At 50.9% G+C, this 24565-nt stretch carries 26 protein-coding genes; 15 read left to right on the top strand and 11 right to left on the bottom strand.

The window, feature by feature from the left end:
* Positions 1–11: 11 nt before the first annotated feature.
* From BOC67_RS20355 to BOC67_RS20340, 4 genes are read right to left on the bottom strand one after another with little or no spacing between them, the layout of a single operon-like run.
* A complete protein-coding gene (locus tag BOC67_RS20355) occupies positions 12–950 on the bottom strand; it encodes a TerC/Alx family metal homeostasis membrane protein (RefSeq protein ID WP_291912944.1) in 939 nt (312 codons plus the stop codon).
* Between the two features lie 52 nt (positions 951–1002).
* A complete protein-coding gene (gldG, locus tag BOC67_RS20350) occupies positions 1003–2712 on the bottom strand; it encodes a gliding motility-associated ABC transporter substrate-binding protein GldG (protein WP_291912942.1) in 1710 nt (569 codons plus the stop codon).
* Positions 2713–2718: 6 nt separating this feature from the next.
* Positions 2719–3459, bottom strand: a complete 741-nt coding sequence (gene gldF / locus BOC67_RS20345) for a gliding motility-associated ABC transporter permease subunit GldF (RefSeq protein ID WP_291912940.1) — start codon at positions 3457–3459, stop codon at positions 2719–2721.
* Positions 3460–3519: 60 nt separating this feature from the next.
* The gene (locus BOC67_RS20340) at positions 3520–4713 is read right to left on the bottom strand and encodes an IscS subfamily cysteine desulfurase (RefSeq protein ID WP_291912937.1); all 1194 of its coding nucleotides are present in this window, start codon (positions 4711–4713) and stop codon (positions 3520–3522) included.
* A 41-nt stretch (positions 4714–4754) separates the two neighbouring features.
* Between BOC67_RS20340 and mce the strand changes: the two genes are divergently transcribed.
* Positions 4755–5156, top strand: a complete 402-nt coding sequence (mce, locus tag BOC67_RS20335) for a methylmalonyl-CoA epimerase (protein ID WP_291912936.1) — start codon at positions 4755–4757, stop codon at positions 5154–5156.
* Between the two features lie 697 nt (positions 5157–5853).
* Here the strand turns inward: mce and BOC67_RS20330 are convergent.
* The gene (locus BOC67_RS20330; protein ID WP_291912935.1) at positions 5854–9174 is read right to left on the bottom strand and encodes a carboxypeptidase regulatory-like domain-containing protein; all 3321 of its coding nucleotides are present in this window, start codon (positions 9172–9174) and stop codon (positions 5854–5856) included.
* A 106-nt stretch (positions 9175–9280) separates the two neighbouring features.
* Complete coding sequence (murF, locus tag BOC67_RS20325; RefSeq protein WP_291912933.1) at positions 9281–10564, bottom strand: UDP-N-acetylmuramoyl-tripeptide--D-alanyl-D-alanine ligase; 1284 nt, start codon at positions 10562–10564, stop codon at positions 9281–9283.
* A gap of 117 nt (positions 10565–10681) precedes the next feature.
* Between murF and BOC67_RS20320 the strand changes: the two genes are divergently transcribed.
* From BOC67_RS20320 to apaG, 5 genes are all read left to right on the top strand, one after another.
* Positions 10682–11050: a hypothetical protein gene (locus BOC67_RS20320; RefSeq protein WP_291912931.1), complete on the top strand. Its 369-nt coding sequence runs from the start codon at positions 10682–10684 to the stop codon at positions 11048–11050.
* Positions 11051–11066: 16 nt separating this feature from the next.
* A complete protein-coding gene (locus tag BOC67_RS20315) occupies positions 11067–11615 on the top strand; it encodes a YceI family protein (RefSeq protein WP_291912929.1) in 549 nt (182 codons plus the stop codon).
* 21 nt (positions 11616–11636) lie between these two features.
* Positions 11637–12578 (top strand): DUF5777 family beta-barrel protein, encoded by a 942-nt coding sequence (locus BOC67_RS20310; RefSeq protein WP_291912927.1) that lies wholly within the window; start codon positions 11637–11639, stop codon positions 12576–12578.
* Positions 12566–12892 carry a DUF4157 domain-containing protein gene (locus tag BOC67_RS20305; protein ID WP_291912925.1) on the top strand — a complete coding sequence of 109 codons (327 nt, stop codon included), beginning with the start codon at positions 12566–12568 and terminating at the stop codon, positions 12890–12892. Before BOC67_RS20310 ends, BOC67_RS20305 begins: the two co-directional genes overlap by 13 nt.
* Positions 12893–12954: 62 nt before the next feature.
* Complete coding sequence (gene apaG, locus BOC67_RS20300; protein ID WP_073078323.1) at positions 12955–13341, top strand: Co2+/Mg2+ efflux protein ApaG; 387 nt, start codon at positions 12955–12957, stop codon at positions 13339–13341.
* Between the two features lie 97 nt (positions 13342–13438).
* Here apaG and BOC67_RS20295 read toward each other — a convergent pair whose 3' ends face one another.
* The gene (locus tag BOC67_RS20295; RefSeq protein ID WP_291912922.1) at positions 13439–14473 is read right to left on the bottom strand and encodes a hypothetical protein; all 1035 of its coding nucleotides are present in this window, start codon (positions 14471–14473) and stop codon (positions 13439–13441) included.
* Between the two features lie 71 nt (positions 14474–14544).
* On the opposite strand from BOC67_RS20295, the gene BOC67_RS20290 reads away from it, so the two are divergent.
* The 7 genes from BOC67_RS20290 to BOC67_RS20260 all read left to right on the top strand — a co-directional run bounded on the left by BOC67_RS20290 (position 14545) and on the right by BOC67_RS20260 (position 21067).
* Entirely contained in the window at positions 14545–15231 is a 687-nt protein-coding gene (locus BOC67_RS20290; RefSeq protein ID WP_291912920.1) for a porin family protein, read from the top strand.
* Between the two features lie 21 nt (positions 15232–15252).
* Positions 15253–16920 (top strand): NAD+ synthase, encoded by a 1668-nt coding sequence (locus tag BOC67_RS20285; protein WP_291912917.1) that lies wholly within the window; start codon positions 15253–15255, stop codon positions 16918–16920.
* Between the two features lie 34 nt (positions 16921–16954).
* Positions 16955–18226, top strand: a complete 1272-nt coding sequence (serS, locus tag BOC67_RS20280) for a serine--tRNA ligase (RefSeq protein ID WP_291912915.1) — start codon at positions 16955–16957, stop codon at positions 18224–18226.
* 66 nt (positions 18227–18292) lie between these two features.
* Positions 18293–18592: a cytochrome c gene (locus BOC67_RS20275; RefSeq protein ID WP_291912914.1), complete on the top strand. Its 300-nt coding sequence runs from the start codon at positions 18293–18295 to the stop codon at positions 18590–18592.
* Between the two features lie 63 nt (positions 18593–18655).
* Complete coding sequence (locus BOC67_RS20270) at positions 18656–19192, top strand: GNAT family protein (protein WP_291912913.1); 537 nt, start codon at positions 18656–18658, stop codon at positions 19190–19192.
* Between the two features lie 41 nt (positions 19193–19233).
* The gene (locus tag BOC67_RS20265) at positions 19234–20316 is read left to right on the top strand and encodes a HesA/MoeB/ThiF family protein (protein WP_291912911.1); all 1083 of its coding nucleotides are present in this window, start codon (positions 19234–19236) and stop codon (positions 20314–20316) included.
* Between the two features lie 10 nt (positions 20317–20326).
* The gene (locus BOC67_RS20260) at positions 20327–21067 is read left to right on the top strand and encodes a sulfite exporter TauE/SafE family protein (protein WP_291912909.1); all 741 of its coding nucleotides are present in this window, start codon (positions 20327–20329) and stop codon (positions 21065–21067) included.
* A 123-nt stretch (positions 21068–21190) separates the two neighbouring features.
* On the opposite strand, the gene moaA is transcribed toward BOC67_RS20260, so the two are convergent.
* Together moaA and BOC67_RS20250 are read right to left on the bottom strand one after the other, a co-directional pair.
* Entirely contained in the window at positions 21191–22171 is a 981-nt protein-coding gene (gene moaA, locus BOC67_RS20255; protein ID WP_291912907.1) for a GTP 3',8-cyclase MoaA, read from the bottom strand.
* Position 22172: 1 nt separating this feature from the next.
* A complete protein-coding gene (locus BOC67_RS20250; RefSeq protein WP_291912905.1) occupies positions 22173–22544 on the bottom strand; it encodes a hypothetical protein in 372 nt (123 codons plus the stop codon).
* A 78-nt stretch (positions 22545–22622) separates the two neighbouring features.
* Here BOC67_RS20250 and moaD point away from each other — a divergent pair, with 78 nt between their 5' ends.
* Together moaD and BOC67_RS20240 are read left to right on the top strand one after the other, a co-directional pair.
* Positions 22623–22856 carry a molybdopterin converting factor subunit 1 gene (gene moaD / locus BOC67_RS20245; protein WP_291912903.1) on the top strand — a complete coding sequence of 78 codons (234 nt, stop codon included), beginning with the start codon at positions 22623–22625 and terminating at the stop codon, positions 22854–22856.
* 15 nt (positions 22857–22871) lie between these two features.
* Entirely contained in the window at positions 22872–23273 is a 402-nt protein-coding gene (locus tag BOC67_RS20240) for a molybdenum cofactor biosynthesis protein MoaE (RefSeq protein ID WP_291912901.1), read from the top strand.
* Between the two features lie 120 nt (positions 23274–23393).
* Here the strand turns inward: BOC67_RS20240 and BOC67_RS20235 are convergent, their stop codons facing one another.
* Together BOC67_RS20235 and moaC are read right to left on the bottom strand one after the other, a co-directional pair.
* Complete coding sequence (locus BOC67_RS20235; RefSeq protein ID WP_291912898.1) at positions 23394–24011, bottom strand: NTP transferase domain-containing protein; 618 nt, start codon at positions 24009–24011, stop codon at positions 23394–23396.
* Positions 24012–24056: 45 nt separating this feature from the next.
* Positions 24057–24542, bottom strand: coding sequence for a cyclic pyranopterin monophosphate synthase MoaC (gene moaC, locus BOC67_RS20230; RefSeq protein WP_291912896.1), 486 nt, complete (start codon positions 24540–24542; stop codon positions 24057–24059).
* Positions 24543–24565: the final 23 nt, after the last annotated feature.

Here is a 24565-nt window from a genome sequence, read left to right as displayed (position 1 = left end):
GCAGCTGCCTTTTACTTCACTTGTCCTTTCGGTAATTCTTTCTTGTCATGGTAAAGGGAATAAAGAATAGAACCCCCAAGGCATACTACAATCACGATCAGTGATACGTACACGGGTATATGAATAAAATACTCTGCGAGCATTTTAAGACCAATAAATACTAATACAATTGCAATGCCCTGCGGCAGATAATCAAACTTATCCACTGCGCCCCGCAGCAGGAAAAATAATGACCTCAAACCCAGTACCGCAAAAATATTGGAGGTAAACACCACCATCGGGTCCTGCGAAATGGCAAATACAGCCGGGATGGAATCCAGCGCAAACACGATATCCGTAAATGCCAGCATCACCACTACCACAGATAACGTGGTCAGGTAGGTCTTACCACTACGCTTTATTAAAAATTTACCCTGCGGATCTTCTGTAGTCCACCGCATGTACTTGCTGATGAATCGCAACGCCATGTTGTCCTGCGGGTTAAATTCATCTTCCTCTTTGGCGGTAAACATCTTCACGCCGGTGTAGATAAGGAACAGCCCGAAGATGTAGAGAATCCACTCAAATTTGTGGATCAATACCACACCGAGGCTGATAAATATAGCACGGAAAACGATAGCCATCAAAATCCCTATCAGCAAAACCCGGGCATAACTTTCCTCTTTTATTTTAAAATATCCGAATATTAAAATGAAAACGAATATATTATCAATCGATAGCGACCACTCCATCAAATAGGCGCTCAGGTAAGCAAGCGCCGGATCGTGGCCGTCCTCATACCACATGAAACCAAAGAACAACAGGGACAGGCTCACCCAGAAGCAAGTCTGGATCAGCGCCTTTTTGATGGTCATCTGTTCATTTTTCTTGCTAAGCAGGCCAAGGTCAAAAATCAGGGCTACAGTAACCACAATGCCGAATATCAGGTATGTCCACTGCGTGGGTGTCATGTGACAGGTGTTTAAATTTGTGAACAGCAAATATAATCAAGTTACGCCTGATCTATTCTGCGAACTTGCGTTGTCTTACAAACAGGAAAACCATCGCGAATAATAATACCATGCCAACGGGTACTATAAAGCAGATAGCCTGCCATTTTGTTTTTTCCTTTTTTACCTTCTCCGCATCGAGGAGGCGTAATGTTATTTCTTTGTTACGGCTTTCCATAATGCCGTGCTTGCCGGTCAAAAACTCCAGGCAGTTGAGCATAAACTCCTTATTGGCAAAGGCGTAACCGGGATTGTATTCGTTGATACCCATTTGCAGCGGCCCTTCTTTCCGGGATACGGCGTTGGCGATCAGGTCGCCGTCGCTCACCACGATCATCGCATTGGCCGTATCCGTTTGCGCTTTGTACGGCGTGCGGCTCGCTACTTCCATTTCAGCCGCCAGCCTGGGATCGATGCGGTTGCGGAACAGGGAAGTGAAATGCCCTTCCAGCAATACGGCCGTAGCCAGGTGCTGCTGCCGGTAGTCCCTCGGGTTCGGTTGCGTTTTCAGCATCTCCCAGCTGATCTCCGCCGGCACGCGGATGGTGCGCGTGGTGCGGCTGCTGGTCAGCAATATCGTTTTTTTCAATCCTTCCGTACGCACGGTATCCATGGAACTCACAAAGTGGCTCAGCACGAGGTCCAGGTTTTTTACGATCGGATGCGCGCCGGTAGGCGTCAGCAGCGGAAAGAGGGGGAATGGCAGTTGTATGATCTGAGGCCGGTTGCCCACATTGCCCACTACCATGGGCACAGCGTCCGACTGCAGGTCCTGCACGAGGTCCTGGTTAATACGCACGCCATAACGGAAAAGCAGGTCCTCCAAATTCAGCCCCCTGTCAAATGCCAGGAAGGAAGGCTTCTGCTGCAAACTGTCCAGCGTAGCGTTGGTTTCATCAATGAACCAGATCACCTTGCCGCCGTTCATCACATACTGGTCTATCTTGAATTTATCCGCATCGCTGAAAGTCTCTGCCGGCTTGGCAAAGAGGATCACGTCAAAATCCTTCGGTATATAAGCGGTCCCCTGCAGGGTAAGCGTATCCAGGCTGTAATTGCTTTGCAGCGTAGTGAGCGCATCGTACACTTCCGCCCCCAGCGATTCCCCGTGGCCGAGCATGTACCCGATCAGCGGCTTTTCTTTTTCCTGGAGCTTGCTGATGGCGCTGGCAAACTGGTATTCCAGCAGGGATTCCGAAGCGTTCATGCTCTGCATGGGATCCTGGCCACCCTGGCTTTTCAGCAGGTTTACGCCGATGGTATCGCCTTTATGGTACACCAGCGCTCCCGGGAAGATCAGCTTTTCCTGGTAGCTGTCGTTGGCATCTCCCTGGACCTTCATATTATAAGGCATGATGCCTTTTTCCGTGAGCTTGCCTAAAAATCTCATCCTGGCGGAGTCGCTGAGCCCCTGGCCGGGATTGACGAAAGTGAAGCGCAGGTTTTGTTTCCCGTATTCCCGGAACTCTTCCAGCAGCTCCTGGGTGGCCTGCGCCAGCTGTTTGAAGGTAGCGGGGTAGTCGCCTTTGAGGTACACCTCAATTTCCACCGGGCTATCCAGGTGGCGCAGCAGTTGAATGGTGCTTTTGGAAAGGGTGTACCTTTTTTCCGCGGTGAGGTCCCACCGGCCGTGCAGATAAGCGGCGCCTATGTTTACGGCAATCAGCAGCAGTACTACAGCCAGTGCGCGCTGAAAATATTTTTTTCGTATAGTCGTAGCCATGAGTCCTTATCCGTTTTGCCAGATTTTGCGTTGCAGAGAAAGTTTGGTCAGGTAGAGCATCAGCCCGGCAACGCTACAGAAGTAGATTACATCGCGACTATCAATCACGCCGCGGCTGATGGAGAGGTAATGGAATTTGATGCCTGCCATTTGCAGGTAATAGTCGGCACTGCCCTGGAAAGCAGGGATTTTACTCAGCGCATCAAACCCGTTGTAAAAGATGAAGCAGGTGAAAACCGCTACCAGGAAGGCTACCATGGCGTTCGCCGTGATGCTGGACGACCAGATGCCGATCGCCGTAAAGGTAGCACCAAGCAGCAGCAGCCCGGTATAGGAGCCGATCATGCCGCCATTGTCCAGCAGGGCCGGGTTTACACTCAGTTGCCGGATGGCGAAGTAATAGATGATGGTTGGCAGCAGGGAAATGACCACGATCAGCAGGCTGCTTAAAAATTTTCCCATCACCACATCCCAGCCGCTGAGCGGTTTGGTGCTGAGCAGCTCCATGGTGCCGGTTTTAAACTCATCCGCAAAGCTGCGCATGGTGATGGCCGGGATCAGGAGCAGGTATAGCAGCGGCGCCAGGTCAAAAAGCGGGTCCAGGTTGGCATAGCCTGTATCCAGCAGGCTGGTGTCCGGAAATACGAACAGGAACAATCCATTGGCCAGTAAAAACAGTATGATGGCCACATAGCCGGTAATACCGCTGAAAAACTGGTTAATCTCTTTCTTAAAGATGGCTTGCATGAATAGTAGTTAGTAAAGATGCAAATATATATTTATTAGATAATGCTATTCAGGGATTTATTATTGTGCAAGTCCGGATTTATATGCTTCCCACTGGGGGCTGATCTTACGCATTTCCAACACGGCATGGGTAATGGTATCGATGGCAAAATCGATTTCTTCCCGGGTAGTAAACCTGCCAACGCCCATCCGCAGGGCGTTACGGGCCAGGGTGTCGTCCAGCCCCATGGCTTTCAGTACGTAGCTGGGCTCCATGGAGGCGGAGGTGCATGCGGATCCGGAGCTGAGTGCTATCTGTTTACTAAACGACATAATGAGGGTCTGACCTTCTAAATAGTTGAGGGAAATATTGGTTGTATGGGGCAGTCGGTGCACGTTACTGCCATTACGGCGACTCGCTTCGAGCCGGAGCAAACTGGTTTCTAAATGGTCGCGCAGGCCTCCGAGACGTAAGGCCTCGGATGCCATCTCTTCCCCGCATATTTCACAGGCCTTTCCAAAGCCGGCGATACCGGGCACATTCAGGGTGCCGGAGCGCATGCCCCTTTCATGGCCGCCGCCGTCTATCTGGGCGGTGAGCCTTACGCGGGGGCCCTTGCGGCGTACATATAAGGCGCCCACCCCTTTGGGGCCGTACAGCTTATGGGCGCTGCAAGCCAGCAGGTCAATCCCATCCTCCAGTACATTCACCGGTATTTTCCCAACCGCCTGCGTGGCATCGCAAAAGAAGAGGATATTCCGCTCCTTGGCCAGCTCCCCGATGGCTTTTACCGGTTGTATCACCCCCGTTTCGTTGTTGGCGTACATGATGGCAATGAGGATGGTCTGCGGGGTAATGGCCGCCGCTATATCTTCCACGGCTACCAGTCCTTCTTCGTTTACCGGCAGCCAGGTTACCTGGCAACCCTTTTGTTCCAGGCGCCTGCAGGTATCTATGACGGCTTTGTGCTCCGTCACCGCGGTAATAATATGGTTGCCGGTAGCGGCATAGGTTTCCGCAACGCCCTTGATAGCCAGGTTAACGGCCTCCGTAGCGCCGGAAGTGAATACGATTTCCTGCTTTACAGCGCCTATCAGCGCGGCTACCTGCTCCCGGGCATAGTCCACCGCTTCCTCCGCCACCCAGCCAAAGGAATGGCTCCTGCTGGCCGCATTGCCATACTGCGTGGTAAAGTAAGGTAACATGGTTTCCAGCACCCGCGGATCGCAGGCGGTGGTGGCGTTATTGTCCAGGTAAATTGGTAATGGCTGCATCAAACAAAAATACGACATTCGGCATAGTAAAAATAATGCATATGCTCAAGGTCGAACACATTGGAATCGCTGTAAAGTCGCTGGAAACAAGCATTCCCGTTTATGAAAAACTTCTCAATACCCCCTGCTACAAACAGGAAGCCGTAGCCAGCGAAAATGTGATAACCGCCTTTTTTCAAACCGGGGAAAATAAAATAGAACTGCTGGAAGCTACTGCCGCAGAGAGCGCTATTGCCAGGTTTCTCGACAAAAAAGGGGAAGGCATCCATCATATCGCTTTTGAGGTGGCAGATATCTACGCCGAGATGGAAAGGCTCCGTTCGGAGGGTTTTGTTTTACTGAACGAAACGCCGAAAAAAGGGGCGGATAATAAGCTGATATGCTTTGTGCATCCTAAAAATACAAATGGAGTTTTAATTGAAATTTGCCAGGAAATTCGCTAAAAAACCCATCTTGATTTAGTTAGATATTTCGATTTTTAATAATTAGATTTTTTTTTATTTTTTTTCCATTTTAGCAATCCAAACTTATTTATGGTTCGTATGTAAATATGTAGCCGCCAAAAAACACTTTGTTAGCGACAACCAAAAAAATTTTTAAAACTCTGAACAAAAGTATTTTCTATCACGTTATCTATATATACACAAACACAAAAAAGACAATCATAACTAAAAATATTGGAGCTTAAACCAGCTCAGCTGTAAAGCTCTTAACGATTACTCTAAAGTTGGCATAGGTTATGAACACCTGCGGGTTTTTTAGCTTGCAGGTCTTTTTTTTATATAGGTCCTATGTTTTTTTTCAGGTAGAAGGGAAAGTGCATCAGTGGTAGCCGGCGTGTAGATAGCAAGCGTCCTGAGGGTTTATGCCATTGCAGTACCTATGTGGATGGTTAGGCATACCGCAGCAGGGCTTACGTTTAATAAACGTGAACTTATTGCAACTAATTGTTTAAATCTTTACAAAAATATTAAATAATGGCAGAAGCCGGTTCGTAAGAACCGGCTTCGTTTTTTTAATTCATCATTTTCGTGTAACCGTTTCCGTTTGACTATCTATTTCCGGTTACCTACTTTATTGCGCTCCGTTTATTCAGGTTTATGTCTTGCTGCGGTGCTGTTTCGTATATCCGTCAACGTATTAATTGAAAATATAACGGATGCCAATCTGCCCCTGCCAGCGGCTGATAGTAGCCGTGTTATCCCTCCATGAATTCGTCAGCGGGATTTCGTTCTTCGCATCCAGGTACGGGAAGGAGAACGCCGGAATATTGGTCGTCTGCCCGGAAGACGGGTCTTTCCAGTAACCTTCGTACTTCAGGAACGACGCCTGGTTGGCGATCTTGTAAGTGCCCCAGCGCCTGTTCAGGAAGTTGCCCAGGTTGATGATATCGAACGTAAGGCGTAAGGTGTGCTTAGCCTGGTTCTTGCCGGAGAAAACATAAATATCCTGTGTAATATTCAGGTCCGCCCGCTTAAACCATGGCAGCACCACGCCATTGCGCTCTGCGTACGCTCCCCGGTGGCTGTTCAGGTAATTATCCTGTTTGATAAAGTTATCAAGCTGGTTCCAGATAACGGTTTCACTGCGTTTATCCGCATTCGTAGCCGGATTGTAAGCCTTGTCCGAATAGCCTACCGGCACCAGCTTGATCTGGCTCGCATTGGCCGGGATAAAGATCAAATCGTTGTTACCATTGGAGGCGTCATTGTTAACATCCCCGCTGTAAGTATAGGAGGTAGTGCCGTTTGGCGCCGCTTCAAACACCAGCCCGAAGGAGGTGGCAAAATGTTTGGCCCAGTTAAACTTGTAAGTAGCGGTAGCAATGACGCGATGCGGCAGATAATAATTGGAATAGCCCAGCACATCAGCGTTGGGATCACCGCTCACGGGGCGGTCGCGCCAGTTGCTCTGCGCAATGGAGCCGCCATCATTCACGCTGCGGGATTTTGAATAGGTATAGGCCGCGCTCATGGTGAGGTGCTGGATATTTTTCTGTAACTGCAAGGTTACAAAATAGCTGTAGCCTTTGTTGGTATTGCGCATCAGGATAGCGTCGCTGATATTGGGCTTGCCTAGCGTGTTACCGCCCGCAACAGGGCCATAGATCTGCGGCGCGCTGTAGCGGATGCGGTGGTCCGCCCCGTCAAACGCAGTACCGGTGGCCGGCAGGTTGACGTTCTGGAAATACACGGCGTTGATATCTTTTGAATAGTTAAACTCCAGCGTTCCGTCAATACCGCCTGGCAGCCTTCTGTCTACCGCCAGCGTAGCTTTGAGGACCTGCGGATACTTGAAGTTCCGGTCCGTAGCGGCAATGTTGTACGCGGTGGAGAGCTGGCCCGCTCCCGGGCGATACTTGTCAGGGTTGGCGCTGAAAGGATAGTTGATCGTCGTGTTTGTACCGGCAGTGGCTACAAAAGAACCAAACTGTACGCCGTTGTTACCGGCCTGGTTGCTAAGCCACACTGCCGGCGGAGGGCCCGCAAACAAGCCCACGCCTCCACGGAGCTGCGTCTGGTTGTCGTGCGTGACATCCCAGTTGAAGCCAACGCGTGGGGAGATCAGCGGCGCAGTGGCAGGCTTCTGCCCAACATCCAGCTTAACCCCGTCGCGGAAGGTCAGCGTCGTCAGGGAATCGTTGCGGGTAAAGGTATTGCCGATGACCGGCACATCCACGCGTAAACCGTAGGTAAGCGTGAAATATTTGCTAACACTCCATTTATCCTGCACAAATACGCCCAGTTCCAGCGCGTTCACTTTGGCATAAGGGAAGGAACCGTCGGGCGTGCTGGCAAAGGACAACGCATAGCGCGCAGTGGTCAGCGCGCCGGATTGTGCGCTGGCGTAAAAATCTGCCAGCGAGTTATAACGGTAGTTGCCCACATAGTTAGGCGCAAAACCATTCAGGAAAGTTTTGTAATAGTTCTGGGTACCGATGGTGATTTCGTGTGCGCCTTTATAAAGATTGAAGATATCTGAGAGCTGGTACACGTCCGTATTCAGCTTGTTGTTGTAGGTAAACGGTTCGTAGCCGAAAGCGGTATAGCTTGCGCCCTGGCCGTTGAGGATATCCACCAGGGGGAAGTTGCCGCCGGAGAGGGATGCCCTGAAATCGCGCATGGCGCTGTATCCTACCTGCAACTTATTGGAAGCATTGTTGCCGATGCGGGTGTTCAGCTCCGCAATAAAAATATTGAAGTTGTTGTTGATCGTATAGCCGCTGCCGCTGAAAGGCAGGCCGGTATTGCTCGGCTGGCGGTTGTTGTTGGGAGCGCCGCTATTGCTCGCCGGAATATCTTTAAACGATTTCAGGTAGTTGTACTTCAGCGTTAAGGTATTTTTTTCATTGATATTCCAGTCCACCTTAACCGTGGCTTTATCGCTCTGCGTGCGGTAGGTATAACCCTGGTAATCGCCGGGGTTATAGCCGTAGGTATCGATGAGGAATTTCTTGAGCGCATCCAGGTCCTCAGCGGTGGCCTGGGATACGTTGCCGCCTGCTACCTGCCCTTGTTTGTTGGCTACCAGGCTGGTGGCCGGCGCGTCGATACGCTCGGATTCCCCGCTTACGAAGAAGAATAATTTGTTGCGGACGATGGCGCCGCCCACATTAAAGCCCCGCAGGTTGTAATTGAAGGATGGCTTAGGCACTGTTGCTGTACCCACTTTCAGCCCCTGCAGGCCCGGCGTTTGGATGAAGGTATATACCGTGCCTTTGAAATCATTGGTACCGCTTTTCGTAACGCTGTTGATGCCCGCGCCGGAAAATCCACCCTGGCGTACATCATAGGGGGAAACGTTTACCTGGATTTGTTCCAGCGCTTCGAGGCTGATGGGCTGGGAGGCCGTCTGGGAGCCAAGTGTAGGCTGCAGGCCAAAGGCGTTGTTGAAGTTGGCGCCGTCAACGGTAATGTTATTGAGCTGGTTGCTGCGCCCGCCGATGCTTAAGCCGTTTGCAGAAGGAGTGAGGCGGGTGAAGTCCTGCATGGAGCGGCTGATAGTAGGCAGCCGGTCCATCTGTGCGCGGGTGATCACTTCCTGGCTCCCTGTGCGGCTCTTGTTGAATACTTTGTTTTGTGCGCCGGCCGCTTTTACAACTACCTCGCTGAGGGAGCTGGTAGTGGCTTTCAGCGTCAGGTCCAGTTTGTAATCCTGCCCGAGGGAAAGGAAGATGTTTTCTTTCTTTTCTTCCTTAAAGCCCATGAAGGTGACGGTTACCACGTAGGGGCCGCCTACCCGAAGGTTCGGTAAATTAAAACGGCCATCTTTACGGGATACGGTCTGGTACCGGGAGCCGGTGGGCGTATGTATCGCCACGATGCTGGCGCCGGGTACGGCTTCGTTGGCGGAACTGATGATACCGGAAATGTCGGCTGTTGTTTCCTGGGCAAATAAAAGGGTTGGCAACAGGAGCATACCGCATAGTATGCCCCAGAGGACGCGGATCTTAAGACTCATGCAATTCAGATTTTGGTTTAAAGGTCGAAACCGTATGTTAACGGGAAAACATATAAAAATTATGAAATCATTAACAAATTGTCCCGACCGCTTCCAAAAATCTGAACTACTGACTAATCACGCGCTCCATACCGGTACTCCTGGAGCCTTTTACGAGTATATGCGTGTCCGTGAACTGTTGCTGTTCGAGCCATTTTTTAGCTTCGAGCGCATCCGGCAGGTAGATATAAGGATGGGTCACTTTCTGAAAATCGCCGCCCACCAATACAACGGCATCCCAATGAGTGCGCTGTAAAGCGTCTACGAGGGCCTGGTGTTCTTTAATACTGTCTTCTCCCAGCTCCATCATTGCGCCCAGCAGCAATACTTTCTTATTGGCCTGCAAGCCGGCAAAATTGTCCAGCGCGGCTTTCATGCTGGAAGGGTTGGCGTTGTAGGCATCCATGATAATGGTATTGGAGCCCTGTTTGATCACCTGTGAGCGGTTGTTGGATGGGGTATAAGCGGCAATGGCAGGCGCAATTTTTTGTGCCGGCACTTTAAAATGACTGGCAACGGTAACGGCAGCCATCACGTTAGGAAAGTTATAAGCGCCTACCAGCTGGGTTTGTATCAGCCCTACCTTGCTATCGCCGGTGACTTCCACTTCCAGGAATGCTTTATCCGCCAGCGGCCTACCGGTGTAATCCGCGTTCTCCCGGCCATAGGTGATCACGTGCGCGATGCCCTGGCTCATTTCCATTAAATACCCGTATTCGTTGCAAACGAACACTGTTCCGTTGTTGGCGCGCAGGTAATCGTACAGTTCCCCCTTGGCTTTCTTAACGCCTTCTTCGCCGCCAAAGCCTTCCAGGTGGGCTTTCCCGATATTGGTGATAATGCCGTGCGTAGGCAGGGCTATCTTACAATAGGCTTCGATTTCCCGTTGGTGGTTGGCGCCCATTTCAATCACGGCCAGCTCTACATCCTCGCGGATGCTGAGGATGGTAAGCGGCACCCCGATGTGGTTGTTGAGGTTGCCTACCGTGGCATAGGTTTTATAGTTGGACGAAAGCGCCGCGTTGATCAGCTCTTTCGTAGTGGTCTTACCGTTAGTGCCGGTAATAGCGATGAACGGTATCCCCAGCTGTTTGCGGTGATGCAGGGCCAGTTGCTGCAAGGCTTCCAGCGCATCGCTCACCAGCATCATTTTATCCGGTTGTGTGAAGTATTTTTCCTCGTCTACCACGGCAAAGCCGGCGCCCTGCTCCAGCGCCTTTGCGGCAAATTCATTGCCGTTGAAGTTGGCGCCTTTCAACGCAAAGAAGAGATCCCCCGCTTTCAGCTTGCGGGTATCTGTTTGTATGGATGGGTTTTGCAGGTAAATGCTATAGAGTTGTTCGATATTCACAGTCAATGGTATTTCTTACAAAAATAAGTCTTGAAAAGAAAGTAGGATATTTTTTTTAACGAGGCAACGGAAGAAAAAAGTAAAACGTATTACCTTGTAAAAACTACCTGCATCTTTATGAAAAAACTATGGATTCTTGCGGGAGGCGTTTGCTTGTATGCGATGGCATGTAAAAACGAGCAGGCGCCGGCGCCACAGGTTAAGACTGCCTGCGACACCGCCAAAATTTTCACCAGCTATGCCGTTGCTGTTATTCAATCCAACTGTACCTCCAAAGGTTGTCATCCGGGAGGTAATTCCCCTGCTGCGGCCAACTTTAGTAGCGCCGACCGTATCAAGGCCTACATTGCTGCCAAGCCGGGTATCTTTGCACAGCGGGTAACCGGCCCGCAGGCGGATATGCCGCCTGCCGCATTCACCGCCCTGTCGCAAGGCGCCAAAGATTCACTGGCCTGCTGGGTTAATCATGGCATGCCGGATCAGTAAACCAAAAAATGCTACCATGAAGTACGTTTTACTGCTGGCCTTAGGTCTTTTGCTCCGTCAACCGGGTTTTTGCCAGGATATCTATACGGCAAAAGGCGCCGGCATCTCCTTCTTCTCTTCCGCCCCGCTGGAAGACATAGAGGCTAAGACCAACAAAGCTGTATCCGCCATCAATATCAAAACAAAAGCGATCTACTTTAAAGTGCCCATCGCTTCCTTTGATTTCGACGAAAGGCTGATGCAGCAACACTTTAACTCCACCTATATGGAATCGGATAAATATCCCAATGCGGAGTTTAAAGGGAAAATACTGGACGAGGTGGACCTCTCCGTAGCGGGAACCTACAACGTAACGGTAGAGGGTACACTGAATTTGCACGGGGTGGATAAAACCTACCGCGAAAAAGGAACGATTACTGTAAGCGGAAATGCTTTACAACTGAACGCCAGGTTCAATGTAAAACTGGCCGATCACAAGGTCAAAATTCCAACAATAGTGGTTAAAAATATTGCCGAACAAGTTGCGGTTACTGTCAATGCTACCTATACCGCAACGGCGAAATAGTCCAAAATCAGAACTTTTATTATGAAATTCATAATTTTTCTGCTGCTCGGCAGCGGCCTGCCTTTTGTATGCCTGGCCCAGTCGGACCTGAGCAACCTCTTTGACAGCACGGCCTCCCATCAGCCGGTGCTGAACACCTATAAGGGTACCCGCATCATCATGGGGCACTCCACTGAAACCCTGGGCAAACACGAACTGGATTTCCGGGTGGATCACCGTTTCGGTGACCTGGGCGGGGAGTTCGGCGGCGTGAAAACCTTCTTCGGTACGGATAATTCTACCGATATCCGCATCGGCCTGGAATACGGTATTACGGACAAGCTCATGGTAGGCCTCGGCCGCAGCAAGGGCTCCGGCGTGCAATCCCAGCTGGTGGACGGGTTGGTGAAATACAAGCTCCTTACCCAAACTACGGATAACCACGTGCCGCTGTCGCTCGCCGTTCTCGGGACCATGAACGTAAGCTGCATGACCGCTTCCGAAGATAAAAACAGCCCGGTATATTTCCAGGATGGTACGGACCGGCTCAATTATGTGCTGCAAACGGTGATAGCCCGCAAGCTGGGCGACAAGCTCACGCTCTCCCTCAGCCCTACCTACGTACACCGCAATAAAGTGGCCTACATGGATATGAACAACATGTTTGCCCTGGGCGCGGCCGGCCGGCTGAAGGTTTCCAAACGGGTGGGCTTCATCGTGGAATATTTCTATCCTTTCCGCTCCCAGGAAAGCAAGGATTATTTCAGCGCCAACGGTATCAAGTTTTATAACCCGCTGGGCGTAGGTATTGAAATAGAAACCGGTGGGCACGTTTTCCATATCAACTTCACTAACGCTACGGCTATCCAGGAGAGCCAGTTTATCCCTGAAACGCACGCTTCCTGGCTGCAGGGGCAATTCCGCTGGGGATTCAATATTTCCCGTAGATTTACGTTAGGTGGTAAGAAGACGTGGAAAAAATAAAAGTACGCATACACGAAAGATCGCTGCTGGCACTTTTGGCCGCCAAACGGCTGAAAGTGCCGGCAGTTGCCATGGTGATGGGTGATACCATCCATCTGCATGGCGTTTCGCGCGATGCGTTCCTGGCGGATACTGCATGGGTACGGCATGAAGTGTGTCATGTACGCCAGTTCCGCCAATGGGGTTTCCTCTCTTTCCTCTATCACTATTTCAGGGATTACCTGCGCAACGGGTATGTGAATAATTCCTTCGAAGTGGCTGCCAGAGCCGCAGAGAGCGATCCAACCATGTTGGAGGGAGTGGAAATTCACTAAAAAATCGTTAAAGCAGGGTAACACCTCATTATTTTCCTTATTTTTACGTTAAAGGTTGTTATATGGTAAAGAAGGTAACAGAGGGAATCACAATCAGCGTGGAAACATTCTACCAACCGGATTATTCGAATCCTATTGGAAGCGAATTTATGTTCGCCTACCGGATTACTATCGAAAACAACAATACTTTCCCTATCAAATTACTTCGCCGTCACTGGTACATCATTGATTCAAACGGTAACCACCGTGAAGTAGAAGGCGAAGGTGTAGTAGGCGTCCAACCCCTGCTGGCTCCCGGTGAAACTTACCAGTACGTCTCGGGATCAAATCTCCGCACTGAAATAGGAAAAATGTATGGTACTTACCAGATGGAAAATCAGCTGGATAAGAAGCTTTTCGAGGTGAAAATACCGGAGTTCCAGATGATTGTGCCTTTCAAGCTCAATTAATCCTGCTCCACACCGGCATTTCCACTGCCGCAGTACCTGCGGCAAGCGCCCGCGATTTGTTGTGTTAACCGCGAGCCCTTACCCAACATGGCCATTATTAACGGGGCCGGTACTTAGCTTCATTAAATATCACCATCACATCTTTCATCTCTAATAACTGCTGCAACGTCGTCTCCGGATGCTTGTCCATGTACTTGTTTACAATTTGCAGTCCTACAAAATTTCCAATCTTTCCCGGCGAACCCTCCGGCATACCCTGGGTTGCAGGGCCATCGCCCAGAAAGTGGCTTCTGTCCTGCCAGTCGGTTGAATACAGTAAATTATTTTGTATGAAAAATTGCCAGATCATCTGCTCGTTGTCGTAGCACCATTGCAGCTGCTCTTTCGTATAGCCCAGGCGAATCGTGTCCGGCGTGTAAGGCAGTACTTTGCTTAAAAAGTATTGTTGCCTGCCGGCATCCACCATCTGGGCAATCAGCGTACCGGAGCTGGTGGCCGGGTACATTTGGTTGTGCAGCACCTGCATGGCGTTGGTGGCAATATATTCCGGCGTAAACCTCCGGATCATATAAGCCGGCAGGTCCTCGATCATCTTGTATGGCGGAAAATCAGCGCCCATGTACATATCCAGCCCGATGCCCAGGATGGAATCCACCGTAACAGCGCCGTAATTGGCAATGCCGGATATAAATGTCACCACCTGCGGCGTTTTAAAGGCAGGCAGGTAATATTTCGTGTATTTGAAAGCCTGCTCCAGGTCCTTGCGGACACTGGATAAGTTGCTAAACTTTTGCTGTACGGCCACTTCCAGCTGCCTGAAGTCGGGCGTGGTCAGAAACAGGTGCAATTGTTGCTGCAAAGCAGCACTGCTGTCTGAATAAGCGCCGAGGTTCATGATGTCGGTCATATATACCGGCAAAAACAGGGGATACGCCGCATGCAGTTGCTCCAGGCCCGGCTGAATATGGTTGGTATCAATCGTAAACAGCGCAGAGTCAAACCTTTGCGTACTAACGGTCACGCTTATATGACTTACATCCGGCGGTTTGGGTCCTGACTTACAGGAAGCCATGGCTATTGCGGCCAGCAACAGCCAGCTAAAACGGGTCCTTATATTAGTGTAACTTTGCATCGCTCTTAAAAACTGAATAAAGGGTAAATTTATTATATACCTTGTACTTAAAAAAAGACAATATCCTTAATATGAAGCGGATTTTATTTATAATGCTGGTGTTGGGAGTAGTGAAAGGAGCATCCGGACAAAGCAACTATGGCCAATTTCAAAAAAGAGTAAGACTGGGGTTTAACCTCGATCCGAGCATTTCGATCATGAATCCACAGGAGGCCGGCGCATCGCGCACGGGCGCAAAACCCGGACTGGGATTCGGCCTGATAGCCGATTTCAGCCTCAATGAACAGGGTAATTACGCGATCGCCTCGGGTTTTAACGTAGTACTCGGCGGCAGCAAAATAAAATACGACCAGGGTAAAGGTTTGAGCGATTATAAAGCGCAACCTGCGGAATATAATTTTAAATTCACGCACATACAGGTACCGCTGGCGCTGAAGCTGAAAACCAATACCAATGCGGATGGAATGGCTTTCTGGGGTCAATTCGGGACTTATTTCGCCTTCCCGGTAAGCGCCAGGGCCAATGTGACCACCCCTACCCAGACGTTCGAAAAAGTGAACATCCTCCCGGATGTGAACCGAATCAACATCGGGATGTTAATAGGTGCCGGGATCGACTATGAACTGAGCGAATCCCTCACCGGCTCCGTAGGGCTCATTTACCAGAACGGTTTTATCGATGCCACCCGCAATGCAAAGTGGAACGATGGCAGAGTGAATATCAATAGCTTTGCATTACGTTTAGGCGTTTATTTTTAAGACAGATAATACACTGAAGATATGAAGATCATAATGGCACAGCAGAATTATCACATTGGCAATTTCGAAAGGAATACAGCCAGGATCATTGAAGGCATACAGGCCGCCAGGGCGCAGGGCGCGGACCTGGTGGTGTTTTCAGAGCTCTGCGTGTGCGGATACCCGCCCAGGGACTTCCTGGAATTCGAAGACTTCATTGCGCAATGCTATGCCGCCATCGACCAGATCAAACAACATGCTACCGACATCGCCGTACTCGTGGGCGGGCCTGCCCGCAACCCGCAGCCGGAAGGGAAGGACCTCTTCAACGCTGCATGGTTCCTCTACGAAGGCGAAGTGAAACATATCGTTCATAAAACACTGCTCCCGACCTACGACGTGTTTGATGAATACCGTTATTTCGAACCTTCCTTTGAATGGAACGTCATCCCCTTCAAAGGAAAGAAGCTGGCAGTCACCATCTGCGAGGATATCTGGAACCTGGGGGAAAACCTGCTCTACCGCATTTGCCCCATGGACAAGCTCATGGAGCAACAGCCGGATGTGATGATCAACCTCAGCGCCTCCCCGTTTGATTACGACCATGATGAGGACCGCAAGGAGATCATCCGCGCCAACGTGCTCAAATACCGCCTGCCTATGTTCTACTGCAATACAGTCGGCAGCCAGACGGAGATCGTGTTCGATGGCGGCTCCCTCATTGTAGACGCCCGGGGCAATATCGTAAAGGAGCTGCCCTACTTCGAAGAAGCCATGGACGGTGTGGACCTGGAACCGCTGCTCCACAACGGCGCGGAGGCAGCTGCTACCAGCGCCTTCACGCCGCTTACCACCCTGGAGTTCGAGCATAACATTGACCGTATTTACGACGCGCTCGTACTCGGTATCCGCGATTACTTCGGGAAAATGGGCTTTACCAAAGCCATCCTGGGCTCCTCCGGCGGGATCGACAGCGCCGTAACCCTCGCCATCGCCTGCGATGCGCTGGGCGCGGAAAACGTGCGGGCCGTACTCATGCCGTCCCCCTATTCCACCGAACATTCCGTGGACGATGCCGTAGCCTTGTCAGAAAACCTGAAAAATCCCTACGATATCATCCGCATCAACCAGATTTACGAAAGCTTCCTGCAAACGCTGGAACCTTACTTTAAAGGGCTGCCGTTTAACGTGGCGGAAGAGAATACCCAATCCCGCATCCGGGGCAACCTGCTGATGGGGCTATCCAACAAATTCGGATATATCCTGTTGAATACCAGCAATAAAAGCGAGTTATCCACCGGGTATGGCACCCTCTACGGGGATATGGCTGGCGGATTGTCCGTCCTCGGGGATGTGTATAAAATGCAGGTATATGCCCTTGCCCGTTACATCAACCGGGAGAAGGAGATCATCCCGCAAAACATCATTGATAAAGCGCCTTCGGCGGAACTGCGTCCGGGGCAGAAAGACAGTGACAGCCTCCCGGATTATGCCGTACTCGACAAGCTCCTGTACCAGTACATTGAGCGCCGGCAGGGGCCGCGGGAGATTATTGCGCAGGGCTTTGACCCAGCGCTCGTCTCGCGGACATTGAAAATGGTGAACACGAACGAATACAAACGCAACCAGTTCTGTCCGATCATTCGCGTATCGTCCAAGGCCTTTGGCGTGGGCCGCCGCGTTCCTATCGTAGGAAAATATCTGATATAGCCTTTATCTTTGTCCAAATTTTTAAAAATCAATAATGTTACAAGTACCGTTTATACGTCAGAATAAAGAGCTGGTCCTCGAAAGACTGGCTGTCAAAAATTTTAAAGATACCCACCTGGTGGATGAGGTGATTGCGCTGGACGACAAGCGTAAGAAGCTCACACTGGAATACGATGAAACACAGGCGCAGGTAAACAGCCTCTCCAAAGAGATTGGTAAGCTGATGGGCCAGGGCAAAAAAGAGGAAGGGGAAGCCATGCGCAACCAGGTAAACGAACTGAAAGGTCGCCTGGCGCCGGTAAACGAAGCCCTGAACGCTACAGAAAAGGAACTGCTGGATACCCTGGTAAAACTCCCTAACCTCCCGTCTACCCTGGTGCCGGAAGGCAAAACCCCGGAAGACAACGTAGTAGTACGCCAGCATGGCGAAATCCCTGCGTTGCACGCCGGTGCAGTACCCCACTGGGACCTCGCTAAAAAATACGATCTGATCGATTTTGAGCTCGGAAATAAAATCACCGGCAGTGGTTTCCCGGTGTATAAGAACAAGGGCGCCCGCCTGCAGCGCGCCATGATCCAGTATTTCCTGGATTATAACATCAACGCAGGGTACACCGAGTTTGCCCCTCCCTACATGGTCAACGAGGCCAGCGCCTTTGGTACCGGCCAGCTGCCGGATAAGGAAGGCCAGATGTACCATGCAACGGAAGATAACTTCTACCTGATCCCAACCGCAGAGGTGCCTTTAACGAACCTCTTCCGCGATGAGATCCTGAAAGATACCGACCTGCCTGTCCGCATGACCGGCTATACGCCTTGCTTCCGCCGCGAAGCAGGTTCTTATGGCAAGGATGTGCGGGGCCTGAACCGCCTCCACCAATTCGATAAAGTGGAGCTGGTACAGCTTACCCATCCGGATAAATCCTACGAAGTGCTGGACGAAATGGTAGCGCACGTGGAAAGCCTGCTGCAATCCCTGCAGCTGCCTTATCGCATCCTGCGTTTATGCGGCGGCGATATGAGCTTTACCTCTGCCCTGACATACGATTTCGAAGTGTACAGCGCCGCCCAGCAAAAATGGCTGGAAGTAAGCTCTGTAAGTAACTTTGAAAGCTACCAGAGCAACCGCTGCAAGATCCGCTTCAAGGAAGGTAACGGCAAACCGCAGCTGTTACACACGCTCAACGGCAGCTCCCTGGCATTGCCACGCATCATGGCCTGCATCCTGGAAAATAACCAGCATGAGGATGGTATTGCCATCCCGGCGGTTTTACAGGCTTATTTCGGCGCCGGAAAGATCCAATAGCTGTAATTCATAAAAAATCTTTACCTTGAGTATGGTCAATTAATCTGATATATTCAAAAAAGCTTTATGAAAACACTACTCCAGTTATCAGTAATCGCAATATTGCTTTGGGGTTGCAGTAAAGGCGCCGCCAATCCGGATAAAGCAGCCGCTACGGAAGCCGCTTTCTCCAAATACCCGGATTCTGAAGGGAAAACGGTCTATCGCCAGAACTGCAATAAATGTCATGGTTACAAATGGCCTGAAACCCGCACCGCTGAAAAATGGCCGGGTATTATTGACAGGATGGCCCGCAAAGCCAAACTGAACGACGACCAGAAGGCAGCTGTGCTCGACTTTGTAAAAACAAATGCCAAGGCATCATAAAAATTTTAGTAAGGTTTAAAACAATCAGCGACCGGAAACGGTCGCTTTTTTTATTTTCGTAGCATGCGACATTTTTTACCGAACGGAGAAGAGTTGATCATACGGCCGGCCCGCCTCAATGATGCTGCCGGACTCCTGGCCAACTACCAGCGCATGACTGCGGAAACAGATTTTCTCCTGTTTAACCACAGCGAAGCCATGGAGCTGGATGTAGAGGGGGAGGAAGCCTTCATTAAATCGCATATCGATAAACCCCGGCAGCTGCTGCTGGTAGCAGAGGTCAAAGGCCAGATCATCGGGGCAGTGAATGTGGATAACACCGGACACGACAAACGCACCCACGTGGGTGAAATGGGTATAGGCGTAGCTAAAGCCTATCAGAACATGGGCGTAGGCCGCCGCCTCATGACGGCCATGCTGCGCTGGGTGGAAGAGCATGACGACCTCTGGCTGATCACCCTGCAGGTAGCCGCCGCCAACGAAAAAGCCATACAACTCTACCGCAACTTCGGCTTCCAGGAAGCCGGCCGCATCCCTGACGGCATCGAAATTACGCCGGGCGTATTCTCCGACATCGTCATGATGTACAAAAAAGTATAGCGATTTATTACCTTTAAGGATCATTTCTAATACTGAACCCAATGCGTTACGACCGGCAGACAAGACTGGAAGGATTTGGACCTGAAAAGCAGCAGATGCTGCAAAACGCATCCGTACTGGTGATAGGCGCCGGCGGCTTAGGTGTGCCTGTGTTGCAATACCTGACCGCCATGGGCGTAGGCCGCATCGGTATTGTGGAGCACGACAATGTATCCATCACCAACCTGCAACGGCAGGTGCTTTACACCACGGCAGACCAGGGAAAACCGAAGGTAAAGCTGGCAGCGCACCGGCTGCACCAGCTGAACCCCGAGATCGAAATAATCATGCACGATACCTGGATCACGGTAGACAATGCCATCTCCCTGATAGAAAAATATGATGTGATCGTAGATTGTACCGACAATTTCGGTACCCGCTACCTCATCAACGACGCCTGCGTGATAGCAGGCAAACCGCTCGTCTATGGCGCTATTTACAAATACGAAGGCCAGGTGAGCGTGTTCAACTACCAGGGCGGCGCTACCTACCGCTGTATTTTCCCCGAAGCGCCGGAGCAGGGTGAAATGCTGAACTGCAGCGAGATTGGCGTGCTGGGGGTGCTGCCCGGCATCATCGGTACCTACCAGGCAAACGAAGTGGTGAAAATCATCACCGGTATCGGTACGCCCCTGCGCAATCAGCTCATGACAATCGATACCCTGCACAACATGCAGCATATTTTTAACTTCCAGCCCGTGGAGGAAAACAGGCAGCTCAAAACCTTACTGCCGGATTACCACCAGGATGTATGCGCCGTTGCCGGCGTGCAGCCGCTCAACGTGCAGCAGCTGCAGGATTGGATTGCGACGGGCAAAAAGTTCCTCCTGCTGGATGTGCGCGAAGACGATGAGTGGGAGATATGCCACCTGCCGCAGGCGGTGCACATCCCAATGGGACAGGTGTTGCAGCAGTTTCCTACATTAGACATCAGCGCGCCGGTGGCCGTACTATGCCACCACGGTATGCGAAGCAGGGCCGTGGCGCAGCGGTTGCTGGAACTGGGGGTGAAGGATATCTATAACGTTGAAGGCGGCATCCATGCCTGGGCATGCACCATCGACGATACCATGGCCACTTACTAATCCACATCAAGTGCTGACACTCTGCCTCTTGTTTTTCCTGGTAGCCTTGCTCTACTCCGCGGCCGGCTTTGGCGGCGGCTCCAGCTACCTCGCTATCCTGGCCCTCTGGGGCATGGATTTCCAGCTTATGAAATCAACCGCGTTGCTCTGCAACATCGCCGTGGTTACCGGCGGGGTATATCACTTCTACAAACAGGGGCACCTGCCAATGAAGAAAGCCTGGCAGCTCTCGCTCATCAGCGTGCCCATGGCCTTTGTGGGCAGTTACCTGCCGTTAAAGCAGGAAACGTTTTTCCTGTTGCTGGGATTAGCTTTAACCCTTGCGGCGGTTTGTATGTGTTATCGGTTATTTTTTGAGAGAAATAAAGCCAGCGAGGAGGTAAGGCAAAGTAATGGCTACCTGTACGGACTGATAGGAGGCGGAATTGGGCTGCTATCGGGTATGACAGGGATCGGGGGAGGTATCTACCTGGCGCCTGTACTGAAATTGGGAAAGTACGATACGTCAAAAAATATTGCCGGCCTCAGTAGCTTTTTTATCCTGGTGAACTCTATTTCCGGCATCCTGGGGCAGGTGGCCAAAAAGCAGATTGTTTTTAACTGGGAGGTGGTCTTTCCGTTGTTGCTGGCGGTGATCATCGGCGGGCAGATAGGAGCGCGGCTGAGTGCGAAAGTGCTGAAACCGAAGTGGGTGGCGGCTGCTACAGCTTTGCTGATATTGTATGCGGGGGTGAGGATGTTGTTGAAATAGGACGGTGTACATGTGCGGGTGGGGTGGAAGGAACGCGGGGTTGCTGGTATTATGGGAAAGAAAGCGTTGTCAATTTGCTGGTCTTATTGAAATCCTCCTTCCATCGAACAAGGAGACATTTAACTATCCCCCTATCAGCGACATACTCTCCATAATCCCCGTGAGATAATGCTTCTCCGCTTCCCTGCCATCGATATATTTTTCCTTTACTGCTCCTTGTATGCCGTTTCGTATATGCATATCCGTGAATTCGGGATTGCGCATCAGGTCCCGTACATTCAGCATGGAATTGCCGTACAGGCAGGTCTTTAACCCACCGGTAGCGGATATACGCAGCCGGTTGCAGGTGCCGCAGAAAGTACGGCTATAGGCAGGGATAACGCCGATGGCGCCCTGGAATCCGGGAATTTTATAGTTAACGGAAGTAGAATGCGGCGCGTCCTGCAGCTTCTCCAAAGGATAATGCTCGCTGATGGCAGCCAGGATGCGGTGGTAATCCCAGCTGACGCCCGAGAATCCTTTGTCCTGGCCGTTAAACGGCATTTCTTCAATATAGCGGATACCTACGTTTTGCTGCTCGGTAAGCCGTGCAAAGTCGATGATTTCATCGGTGTTCACATTTTCCATCACAACCATGTTCACTTTCACCTGCATATCATGTTCCAGCATCGTATGGAAGCTGTCCATCACGGCATGGAATTTATCGCGGCGGGTGATCTGCGTAAACCTTTGTTCCTGCAGGGTATCCAGGCTGAGGTTAATATGGCGTATGCCCAGGTTCCGCAGTGCGGGAATGTATTTTTTAGTGAGTACGCCGTTGGTGGTAATGGAAATATCCGTAATACCGGGTATGCGTTTTATTTTTTCCAGGAGCAGTATCAGGCCTGGCCGCATAAATGGCTCGCCGCCGGTGATGCGGATTTTGTTAACACCGTCGAAGGCCAGGAGCTTCATCAACCGGAGGATTTCCTCGTCGGACAGGATATTACCATGTTGCTCAAACTGCATCTTCTCCGGCATGCAATAGGTGCAGCGGAGGTTACAGCGGTCGGTTACCGACAGCCGTACATAGTTGATAATACGGTGATGAGCATCCTGCAGCATGTCAGCAGTTTTTACTGGCCATTGGGTTATCGAACGACTGGCTGTCGTCCTCATCACGATCGGTCAGGCATTTGAAATCCTTTTCCACGAGGATGGCGAGATTGCTGCCGTCCTCATTGGCGATGTTAAGGCTGAAGCCTACCTCGCCGGAGCTGATCCACAAATGCAGTTGGGTAATGGGAATCAGCAGGTGTACGCCGTCATGTTCCAGTTTTGCTATGGGAGCGGGAATGTCTTTTCCCCTGATTACAAAGTGAAGCGTACCCGCGCCGATATGGGTGATGGAATCGATCTTACCAACGGTTTCCAGCAGTTCCATATCTATTTTATCCAGGCGATATCGGATACTATTCCCACGGAGCCTTATCTTCATAAAAAAACATTTACCTCGAACTAAAATTACTACTTTATCGCTGCTATATTGTAGTTTTAGTCAATAATTTTGGAAGATATGAATGTAATGCTGTTTGGGGTGGCAAAGGATATTGCAGGGACGGCCCGGATGCAGCTGCCTGAAGGGATTACCACCGCGGGCGAGCTAAAAGCGTGGTTACTGGCTACCTACCCTGCATTGCAGCAGCTGAAATCGCTGATGATTGCCGTAAATAAAGCCTATGCGGCCGACGGGCAGGCGGTAGGCGCTACCGATGAAATTGCCGTTATCCCGCCGGTGAGCGGAGGCTGAACTGATTTTTTACACATGGACGTATTACTGAAAATAGAAACTGATATCACCATCCAGGAAGCGCTGGACTTTATTCATTCCCCTGCCTGCGGCGGCGAAGTAGTATTTACCGGTAAGGTGAGAAATGATACCAAAGGCCGGGCGGTAGACAAGTTATTTTACGAAGCCTACAAGGAAATGGCCTTATCCGAAATGCAGAAAATTGCGGACGATGTTGCCAGGCAATGGGATATTAAAAAGCTCGCAATGCTGCATGCCGTGGGGGATAAGCTGCCCGGCGAAGTAGCGGTGGTAGTAGCGGTTTCCTCCGTGCACCGGGGCATCGCTTTCGATGCCTGCGAATATGCGATCGATACGCTGAAAGCGACCGTGCCTATCTGGAAGAAGGAATTCTTTTCTGATGGAGAGGTGGTGTAGGCGGGTGGTTGCTCGCAAAGATGCATAAGGAGCAAGGCGCGCAAAGGGAAATAATTGCAGGCGGAGTAGTTGCTCGCAAAGATGCATAAGGAGCAAAGCGCGCAAAGGTTATTCCCCCCCTTATAATTCCTTCCTCCCCTTTGCCATTAAAACCGCTTCAGCCTTCTCCTCCGGGGTATTTGCATTAAACTGCTCCTGCGGCCAGGGGTTCTCCAAGACTTTTACATTTCCTCCGGCAAGCATAGATTTACGGGGGCACTTAGGCCCGCCCGATAATACGCTGGCTTCCAGCGCCGCCAGTCCTGCGGGCTCCCAAATGGCGATCAGTGGCTCAGGGAGCTGGTTGAAAGGACTGATAAAACTGGTGGCCGTGCAGGCGCTATCTCTCTCCCTAACCAATAATTGCAAACTTTGAAGACTGATCAACGGCAGATCGCAGGCTAATACCAGCCAGGCTGTTTCCGGCTCCTGCCGGTGCGCGCTGATGAGCCCTACGGCCGGCCCGCCGCCTTCCACGCTGTCGGGAATGAGGTGTGGATAACTGCTGAAACCCTCGCCGGCATTGAGCTGATCCGGCCGGCAGGAGATGTACACTTCCCCTGCTACCTGCTGCAGGAGCGATACCAGGTACTCCCATTGAGGCATGCCATGATAGGCAATGCGGCTCTTATCCTCCTGCATGCGCGAACTGTAACCGCCGCACAGCAATAATCCTTTTAAGGGTGTATTATCCGGCATATGTTTGTTGTATTAACTGAAAAAATCTCTAACCAGCCTACCCCCCTACCGCGCATAATCCGCCTTCCCTCCCGTCTTACTAATCAATTTCGTTTCCCTGATCACCATGTCATGCGTAAACGCTTTACACATATCATACACCGTCAGCGCCGCTACAGTAGCTCCCGTGAGGGCTTCCATCTCTACGCCGGTTTTCCCCGTCGTTTTCACCGTACACCTGATCACTGCCTCTTCACTTTCCAACGCAATATTTACATCTACCCCATCCAATAACAACGTATGACACAGCGGAATCAACTCCGGCGTCTTCTTGGCCGCCATAATGCCGGCAATGATCGCCGTCTGAAACACGCCGCCCTTACGGGTCTGTATGTCCTGCTCGGTAAACTGGCTGCGTACTTCCTCCGGTAAAAAAATGCGGCTCTCGGCAACGGCTACACGAAGCGTAATGTTCTTATCACTCACATCTACCATCGCCGGCTGCCCGGATTTATTCAGGTGTGTGAATTCCTTGTTTGACGGATTGGCCATAAAAGCATAAATTTATTGCACTG

It is taken from the genome of Chitinophaga sp. CB10 (assembly GCA_001870995.2).
In the GTDB taxonomy this organism is placed as follows: Bacteria; Bacteroidota; Bacteroidia; order Chitinophagales; family Chitinophagaceae; genus Chitinophaga.
This window is presented reverse-complemented; position numbering and strand designations above follow the sequence as displayed.

What these genes read in the sequence shown, in the direction of transcription:
- BOC67_RS20355 (WP_291912944.1), bottom strand. Translation starts at nt 950, where the DNA reads ATGACACCCACGCAGTGGACATACCTGATATTCGGCATTGTGGTTACT.
- gldG (WP_291912942.1), bottom strand. Translation starts at nt 2,712, where the DNA reads ATGGCTACGACTATACGAAAAAAATATTTTCAGCGCGCACTGGCTGTA.
- gldF (WP_291912940.1), bottom strand. Translation starts at nt 3,459, where the DNA reads ATGCAAGCCATCTTTAAGAAAGAGATTAACCAGTTTTTCAGCGGTATT.
- BOC67_RS20340 (WP_291912937.1), bottom strand. Translation starts at nt 4,713, where the DNA reads ATGCAGCCATTACCAATTTACCTGGACAATAACGCCACCACCGCCTGC.
- mce (WP_291912936.1), top strand. Translation starts at nt 4,755, where the DNA reads ATGCTCAAGGTCGAACACATTGGAATCGCTGTAAAGTCGCTGGAAACA.
- BOC67_RS20330 (WP_291912935.1), bottom strand. Translation starts at nt 9,174, where the DNA reads ATGAGTCTTAAGATCCGCGTCCTCTGGGGCATACTATGCGGTATGCTC.
- BOC67_RS20320 (WP_291912931.1), top strand. Translation starts at nt 10,682, where the DNA reads ATGAAAAAACTATGGATTCTTGCGGGAGGCGTTTGCTTGTATGCGATG.
- BOC67_RS20315 (WP_291912929.1), top strand. Translation starts at nt 11,067, where the DNA reads ATGAAGTACGTTTTACTGCTGGCCTTAGGTCTTTTGCTCCGTCAACCG.
- BOC67_RS20310 (WP_291912927.1), top strand. Translation starts at nt 11,637, where the DNA reads ATGAAATTCATAATTTTTCTGCTGCTCGGCAGCGGCCTGCCTTTTGTA.
- apaG (WP_073078323.1), top strand. Translation starts at nt 12,955, where the DNA reads ATGGTAAAGAAGGTAACAGAGGGAATCACAATCAGCGTGGAAACATTC.
- BOC67_RS20295 (WP_291912922.1), bottom strand. Translation starts at nt 14,473, where the DNA reads ATGCAAAGTTACACTAATATAAGGACCCGTTTTAGCTGGCTGTTGCTG.
- BOC67_RS20290 (WP_291912920.1), top strand. Translation starts at nt 14,545, where the DNA reads ATGAAGCGGATTTTATTTATAATGCTGGTGTTGGGAGTAGTGAAAGGA.
- BOC67_RS20285 (WP_291912917.1), top strand. Translation starts at nt 15,253, where the DNA reads ATGAAGATCATAATGGCACAGCAGAATTATCACATTGGCAATTTCGAA.
- serS (WP_291912915.1), top strand. Translation starts at nt 16,955, where the DNA reads ATGTTACAAGTACCGTTTATACGTCAGAATAAAGAGCTGGTCCTCGAA.
- BOC67_RS20275 (WP_291912914.1), top strand. Translation starts at nt 18,293, where the DNA reads ATGAAAACACTACTCCAGTTATCAGTAATCGCAATATTGCTTTGGGGT.
- BOC67_RS20270 (WP_291912913.1), top strand. Translation starts at nt 18,656, where the DNA reads ATGCGACATTTTTTACCGAACGGAGAAGAGTTGATCATACGGCCGGCC.
- BOC67_RS20265 (WP_291912911.1), top strand. Translation starts at nt 19,234, where the DNA reads ATGCGTTACGACCGGCAGACAAGACTGGAAGGATTTGGACCTGAAAAG.
- moaA (WP_291912907.1), bottom strand. Translation starts at nt 22,171, where the DNA reads ATGCTGCAGGATGCTCATCACCGTATTATCAACTATGTACGGCTGTCG.
- BOC67_RS20250 (WP_291912905.1), bottom strand. Translation starts at nt 22,544, where the DNA reads ATGAAGATAAGGCTCCGTGGGAATAGTATCCGATATCGCCTGGATAAA.
- moaD (WP_291912903.1), top strand. Translation starts at nt 22,623, where the DNA reads ATGAATGTAATGCTGTTTGGGGTGGCAAAGGATATTGCAGGGACGGCC.
- BOC67_RS20240 (WP_291912901.1), top strand. Translation starts at nt 22,872, where the DNA reads ATGGACGTATTACTGAAAATAGAAACTGATATCACCATCCAGGAAGCG.
- BOC67_RS20235 (WP_291912898.1), bottom strand. Translation starts at nt 24,011, where the DNA reads ATGCCGGATAATACACCCTTAAAAGGATTATTGCTGTGCGGCGGTTAC.
- moaC (WP_291912896.1), bottom strand. Translation starts at nt 24,542, where the DNA reads ATGGCCAATCCGTCAAACAAGGAATTCACACACCTGAATAAATCCGGG.